This is a genomic window from Gammaproteobacteria bacterium, assembly GCA_029884425.1.
Lineage (GTDB): Bacteria > Pseudomonadota > Gammaproteobacteria > S012-40 > S012-40 > JAOUHV01.
In genome coordinates, this window is record JAOUHV010000039.1 from 21,561 (window position 1) to 27,561 (window position 6,001).

General features: G+C 56.4%; 8 protein-coding genes. 4 read left to right on the forward strand and 4 right to left on the reverse strand.

The features are described from left to right. The first annotated feature begins 61 nt into the window (after window positions 1–61). The 4 genes from OEW58_10470 to OEW58_10485 all read left to right on the forward strand — a co-directional run bounded on the left by OEW58_10470 (window position 62) and on the right by OEW58_10485 (window position 3,325). The gene (locus tag OEW58_10470) at window positions 62–352 is read left to right on the forward strand and encodes a hypothetical protein (GenBank protein MDH5301773.1); all 291 of its coding nucleotides are present in this window, start codon (window positions 62–64) and stop codon (window positions 350–352) included. Window positions 353–432: 80 nt separating this feature from the next. Next, window positions 433–1,632 (forward strand): OprO/OprP family phosphate-selective porin, encoded by a 1,200-nt coding sequence (locus OEW58_10475; GenBank protein MDH5301774.1) that lies wholly within the window; start codon window positions 433–435, stop codon window positions 1,630–1,632. An 11-nt stretch (window positions 1,633–1,643) separates the two neighbouring features. Continuing rightward, window positions 1,644–2,549 carry a zinc ABC transporter substrate-binding protein gene (locus OEW58_10480; protein ID MDH5301775.1) on the forward strand — a complete coding sequence of 302 codons (906 nt, stop codon included), beginning with the start codon at window positions 1,644–1,646 and terminating at the stop codon, window positions 2,547–2,549. After that, window positions 2,549–3,325, forward strand: coding sequence for a metal ABC transporter permease (locus OEW58_10485; protein ID MDH5301776.1), 777 nt, complete (start codon window positions 2,549–2,551; stop codon window positions 3,323–3,325). The genes OEW58_10480 and OEW58_10485 overlap by 1 nt, the downstream gene beginning before the upstream one ends. Here OEW58_10485 and OEW58_10490 read toward each other — a convergent pair. The 4 genes from OEW58_10490 to OEW58_10505 all read right to left on the reverse strand — a co-directional run. Further along, entirely contained in the window at window positions 3,322–3,912 is a 591-nt protein-coding gene (locus OEW58_10490) for an ACP phosphodiesterase (protein MDH5301777.1), read from the reverse strand. The genes OEW58_10485 and OEW58_10490 overlap by 4 nt on opposite strands. A gap of 29 nt (window positions 3,913–3,941) precedes the next feature. Continuing rightward, window positions 3,942–4,427: an HAD family hydrolase gene (locus tag OEW58_10495; protein ID MDH5301778.1), complete on the reverse strand. Its 486-nt coding sequence runs from the start codon at window positions 4,425–4,427 to the stop codon at window positions 3,942–3,944. A gap of 104 nt (window positions 4,428–4,531) precedes the next feature. Then, window positions 4,532–5,329 carry a hypothetical protein gene (locus OEW58_10500; protein ID MDH5301779.1) on the reverse strand — a complete coding sequence of 266 codons (798 nt, stop codon included), beginning with the start codon at window positions 5,327–5,329 and terminating at the stop codon, window positions 4,532–4,534. Window positions 5,330–5,361: 32 nt separating this feature from the next. Beyond that, window positions 5,362–6,001: hypothetical protein (locus OEW58_10505; protein MDH5301780.1), on the reverse strand; the 640-nt coding region annotated here is incomplete at its 5' end.

A 6,001-nucleotide genomic window follows, 5' to 3' on the forward strand; every position in this document is an offset into this window, starting at 1 on the left:
GTGAATGGGTGGCGGCACGGCTGACTGTGCCGCCACTGCCCCTAACGTGTGCGAGAATCCTTTGAACCTCATCCGCTCCGGTCGTTTGTTCAGTCTGTTGCTGGCCATCAGTTTGGTGCTTGCCCAGTGCTTGCTGCTGAGTCATCAAACCGAGCTGGAGCAGCACTTCAAGGGAGATCCATGCGAGTACTGTTTGCACGCCAGCGGCCTGGCAAATGTACACGTTGCCAACACCGCAGGTGAGTTTGCGCTAACCACTGCGGATTTTCTTGTGGCCGCTGTCGTCAGCCTGACGCCGCCAGCACAAAGCTACATTTCACCCCAGCCTCGCGCGCCGCCGGTTCTCCTGTAATCCTTAGAAAAATTTCGTCGACAATGCTGCCTTAATGCTTGGCCGCATGTCGCTATCAACGTCTTTTTTTGGAGAGCATCATGATGTTTCATCGTCGCATTTTGCGCGCACGTTCCGTCTGCGCCACTGTATTTTCATTGCCACTGTTTGCCGCATTGCCCACCGCCAACGCGGCTGGCACCGGTCCCACCAGCAACGCCTATAACCCGGCCCTTGGGCTGATTTTGAGCGGTACGTTCGGCGAGTTTTCCCACTCACCCGAGGAATACAACATCGCCGGTTATCCGCTGGGCGGCGAGAGCGAACCCGGTCAGGAAGGATTTGCGCTGGGCGAATCGGAATTGCACATCAGCGCCAATATTGATCAGAGCTGGTACGGCGCTTTCACCTTTGCCATGGCCAATGACGAAGCGGCTGTAGAAAACGCCTATGTGCAAACCACCGCGCTGGGCAACGGCCTGACCTTTCGGGCTGGTCGGTTTTTCTCCGGTGTGGGTTACATGAACGAGCAACACGCGCACAGCTGGCAGTTTGTCGATCCATCCCTGGCGTATCGCGCCCTGCTGGGCAGTCAATATGGCGATGACGGCGTACAAATTCGCTGGCTGGCACCACTGGATGTGTTCACTGAATTCGGCGCGGAATGGTTCAACGGCAGCGCCTTTCCCGCTGGCGGCAGTGCCAAGCACGGCACTGGTAGCTGGAGTGGTTTTGTTCACCTGGGCGGTGATCTGGGCAACAGTCACAGCTGGCGGGCCGGCGTGTCGTACTTGCAGGCCAATGCCGATGCTCGCGCCTCCGGTGATCCCGACAACCCGGACCTGTTCGACGGTCGCACCCACGTCGCCATCGCTGACCTGGTGTGGAAATGGGCCCCAGGCGGCAACGCTGCCGATCGCAGCCTGACCCTGCAGGCGGAATATCTGCGCAGCCGCCACAGCGGCAGCTTCACCCCGGCCGGCAACGCGGCGGTCTCGCATACCGCCACCAGCGACGGCTGGTACGCCCAGGCGGTTTATCAGTTTGCCCCACGCTGGCGCGCCGGTCTGCGTCATGACGCGCTGGACGCCATGCCCGGCAACGTCGCCCTGGCGGGCACCGCACTGGACGGCCAAGGCCATGCCCCCACGCGCAGCAGCGCCATGCTGGATTATTCCAGCAGTGAATTCAGCCGCTGGCGACTGCAGTACAACCGTGACCAGTCACAAGCCGAACTCGATCACCAATGGTTGATGCAATTCACCATGAGTCTGGGCGCTCATGGCGCGCACACGTTTTGAGGAGCGCGGCGATGACACGTTTTCACGCTGTTTTAACTGGCCTGTTGCTGGGATGGTGGCTGCCTGCCACCGCCCAGGCAGAGCTGAACATTTTCGCCTGTGAACCCGAATGGGGTTCGCTGGCGCAAACTCTGGGCGGTGAACACGTCAACGTGTTCACCGCCACCACGGCGCAACAAGACCCGCACCACATTCAGGCCCGTCCCGGCCTGATCGCCAAAATGCGGCGCGCTGATTTGCTGATCTGCACCGGTGCCGATCTGGAAGTCGGCTGGCTGCCAGTGTTGTTGCGTCAGGCGGGTAACGATCGGGTTCAGCCTGGTCGTCCCGGCCATTTCATGGCCAGCGAGCAACTGCCACTGCTGGACAAAACCGGCAGTGTGGATCGCTCTCAGGGTGACATTCATCCCGCCGGCAATCCGCACATCCACACCGATCCGCGCAACATCGCCAAGGTGGCGCAAGCCTTGGCGGCGCGGCTGGCCTTGATCGATGCCGCCAATGCGTCCCGCTATGCCGAGCGCCATCGCGACTTTGATCAGCGCTGGCAGGCGGCACTGAACCAGTGGGCGCAAAAAGCCGCACCGCTGCGCGGGATCAGCATTGTGGTTGATCACAACAGCTGGATTTATCTGGAGCATTGGCTGGGCCTGCAACAACTGGCCTCGCTGGAACCCAAACCAGGCATTCCCGCCACGGTGGGACATTTGTCCAGCGTGCTCAACCAGTTACAACGGCTGCCCGCCCGCATGATCATTCGCGCCGCCTACCAGCCGGACAAATCCGCACAATGGCTGGCGACGCGCGCGAACATACCGGTCGTCACCCTGCCGTTCACCGTCGGTGGCACCGACCAGGCGAAGGACTTGTTCAGCCTGTATGATGACACTATCAACAGGTTGCTCGGCGCGTTGTAATGAATCTGGACAGTGTAGACCTTTCCATCCTCGGCCCCGCCATGCTGGCGGGGCTGCTGGTGCTCGCCACCCATGTGCCACTGGGACAGCAAGTGCTGGCGCGAGGCATTATTTTTCTCGACCTGGCGGTTGCACAACTAGCTGCGCTGGGCGTCATCATCGCCTATAGCGCCGGCCTGACACCGGGCGGTTGGCAAGTTCAGGTAATTGCCATCACTGCCGCCTTACTGGGCGCGCTGTTGTTGTATCTGGTGGAGCAATTTTTACCGCAGGTTCAGGAGGCCGTCATCGGCTGCGTGTTCGTGCTCGCCGCCAGCGGCAGCATTCTGGTGCTGAACGCCAACCCGCACGGCAACGAAGCCCTCAAAGACCTGCTGGCCGGACAAATTCTGTGGGTCAGCTACGAACAGCTATTGCCGGTAGCCATGCTGTTCGCGCTGATTCTGGCGCTGTGGTTCGGTCTGCGCCAGCACCGACATCCTCTGCTTTTTTATGTGTTGTTTGCCCTGACGGTGACGATTTCGGTGCAATTGGTGGGCGTGTATCTGGTGTTCGCCAGCCTGATCATGCCGGCGCTGGCAATACGCATCGCGCAATCCAATCAACTGTGGATTGCCTACGGCATTGGCGCGCTGGCTTATCTTGCTGGTCTGATCGCCTCGGCCATATTTGATTTGCCCTCGGGCGCAGCGGTGGTTTGGAGTCTGGCCATCGTCAGCACCTTCACCGCGATGGCAATGTCGCTGCGGCGACGCGGTGCAACAATGACAAATTAATTTTGTCGCGCTGCCCGCCATTGTGCGCAAAATGATTCGGCATCGGCCAGCCAGTGATCAAAATCAGCCTTCAAACCTTCGGCGTGGCGGATAAATTCGTGTTCGCCAGCCAACAATTGATCAGGTTGACGCACCCGGAGTGACATCCGCGCCAGAATTTGCGCAATGCCCTGCAGCTCGACATAACTTTGCAACCAATTTTCGCGCATCATTACGCGCAGTGCGGGGTGAGATTCTGGCGGTAAATCCTGCCAGCGATGTTCGATGTGGCCATACACTTCAGCACAAAATTGTGCGAGAGGTTGTGTATGTCTGGTTTGCCAATGCTTGGCCAACAGATGATCGTAAAAAACATCCACCAGCACTCCCGCATAACGTCGACGCTCGACACTGATACGCGCCCGACTTTGCTTGAATGCAGCGTGCGTTTCGGCGTGACTGTCGATGGCGCGATGCAATGCGACGCCGTGCGCCAAATCGTCTGGCAATCCGGCAGGCAGCCGCCCTTTGATCCAGTCACCCACCACGCCGCCGACAATCAACGCGGGATCATCACCGGCCAGCAGTGCATGCGCCAAAAAATTCAAATTTCACCTCGATCAAAACTGTGCGGAATTTAGATTGTTGCGAGCCACGCCACTGCGCGCTGTGCCGCCTGTTGCAGGGTTAAACGTGGTTCATCGGCGGTCGTCGCCCCATTATCGGGCACCCAACAGGCGTACATGCCTGCCTCGCGTGCACTGCGCACATCCTGTTGCAAATCATTACCAATCATCACCACGCGGGATGGCGCTAACGACAGCTCGGCGGCGATACGGCGATAAAATTCAGCCGACTTTCCACAACCGATTTCGCTGCCGACAAAAATCCGCTCAAACCATTGATCCAGCCCGACCCGCGCCAACGCCCGGCGAATCTGCGCCGCATCCGAATCCCGAGCACCACTGGCCAGGGCCAGCGGAACATGACTGGCCATGTAGCGCAGCGCAGCCTCGGCGTCCGGCATCGCGTGCACGCTGGGCCAGTCACACATCGGCCCACGGGCCGTGGGATCATCACGCATCAGCGTGTTTCCCCAGTCGAGCAGAATCAATCCATTCATTTATCAATCAGCGCCAATACTTAAGGCAATACTGTAGCATGCACCAACGCGCTGCGTGAAAAATTGGCCGATCATTTCCGCCCGCTGCACGCTCGCTAGGCTCATTAACCCACTGAATGCTTCTGATAGGCCTCCATCAGTTCGGACAAGAACACTTTTTCTTTCTGTAAAAATTGATATTCTGAATTAGACATACCACCGCGCTGCTCCTTAAAGGCCAATGCTTCGATATGTTTATTCAATGAATCGGTATAACTATAGCCCGGCTGGGAAAATGGATTTTTGAATTCCGGCTCACCTGGCCCAAAAAATCCGATTGGCTTGCCGGAGTGATCAAATTTCACGTTGGCAAAGGTTGTTTCGAGCATGAAGCGACCGCTGATGGTGAGTTTATCCTCTTCACTCAAGTTGCCGCCGGCTTCCTGCCAAGCCTGATGGACTGATGCGGGTGCATTGGGTGGCGGGAATCGCCAGGTGTAGGCTTCGCCGATGGCAACGAAACCATCATCGTTAAAATCTTTTTCACTACCTGGTTGCTGCAACAGATTCGCAGCTCCCTCGTTGTTCAAAGTGGATATTTTAATGTCAAATGCCAGGGAATGCGCCTTTTGCACAACCTTCAATTCTGCCTGACTGAGCGAATTCAAAAACGCCGCCGGGTTATTCTGCGCTTGCTGTTGCTCTGCACGCTGCAAAATATTACCAAACTGATCCCGTTCATCCGCGCTTAGTTCGCGACGTCGCAACATATCCAGTGCATGCGCAGAAAATTCGAATTTATCAGCATATGCCTGGTTTGCATTATCGCTCATCTGCGGCTGTTGCACTGCAACAATGGTTACCACCTCATTCTTGGCATATAACTGCATCACCCGATTTGTATTGATCCCGCTTATCGACATAACACACCTCTTGAAGTTGTTATGGTTTAAAATCAAGCCGCCGTTATTGAGTTCTCATTCAGGAACTTTTTCAGAGACTGAAATTTTGATTGCGCCTCGCCAGTAGCATCAATAATGCTGTGACTGAAATATTTTTCAATATTGGCCGCTGTTATTTTGGTTGTCAGCGGGTTATAGCTTTCTCCATTCTCACCACCCGCTTCCGGCCCTATCATTCGCGTCATCGCAATCATCGTCAAACCACTAACTGCACCCTCATTACCAGCCGCGACCGCTTTGTCATACAAGGCTTTCTCATCATCACTTAACATGGCCATCGTATTCACCAGTCCGCCGGCTTTTTGCACATAATCCAGATCATCGGCAGTCAAATGGTCAGGCCAGCTCTCTTGCGCCCTTATGTCAGCCCAGCGTTGGTCATTGGCAAGTACAAAATCATGCTCTTCCTGGGTGCGGCTCATCGCCCCCTTAGTTTTAATTTGCGCAAGACGTGTTTCGATCGCCTGGCTATCACCAGCCGATTGCGATGCAGAAAATGCTTCGCGCGCGGCGTTTGAAATACGGACAGTATCGGCAACATTTGCCGCCGAGTCGGTCAGATATTGCCGTGGCAATGATGACTGAGAAACTGCTCCATAGGAAAACAGAGTTGAAACAGACGAAATTTTCATA

Bases quoted from the DNA above. Each gene is read 5' to 3' on its own strand.
- OEW58_10475 (MDH5301774.1), top strand. From the start codon at position 433: ATGATGTTTCATCGTCGCATTTTGCGCGCACGTTCCGTCTGCGCCACT.
- OEW58_10480 (MDH5301775.1), top strand. From the start codon at position 1,644: ATGACACGTTTTCACGCTGTTTTAACTGGCCTGTTGCTGGGATGGTGG.
- OEW58_10495 (MDH5301778.1), bottom strand. From the start codon at position 4,427: ATGAATGGATTGATTCTGCTCGACTGGGGAAACACGCTGATGCGTGAT.
- OEW58_10485 (MDH5301776.1), top strand. From the start codon at position 2,549: ATGAATCTGGACAGTGTAGACCTTTCCATCCTCGGCCCCGCCATGCTG.
- OEW58_10500 (MDH5301779.1), bottom strand. From the start codon at position 5,329: ATGTCGATAAGCGGGATCAATACAAATCGGGTGATGCAGTTATATGCC.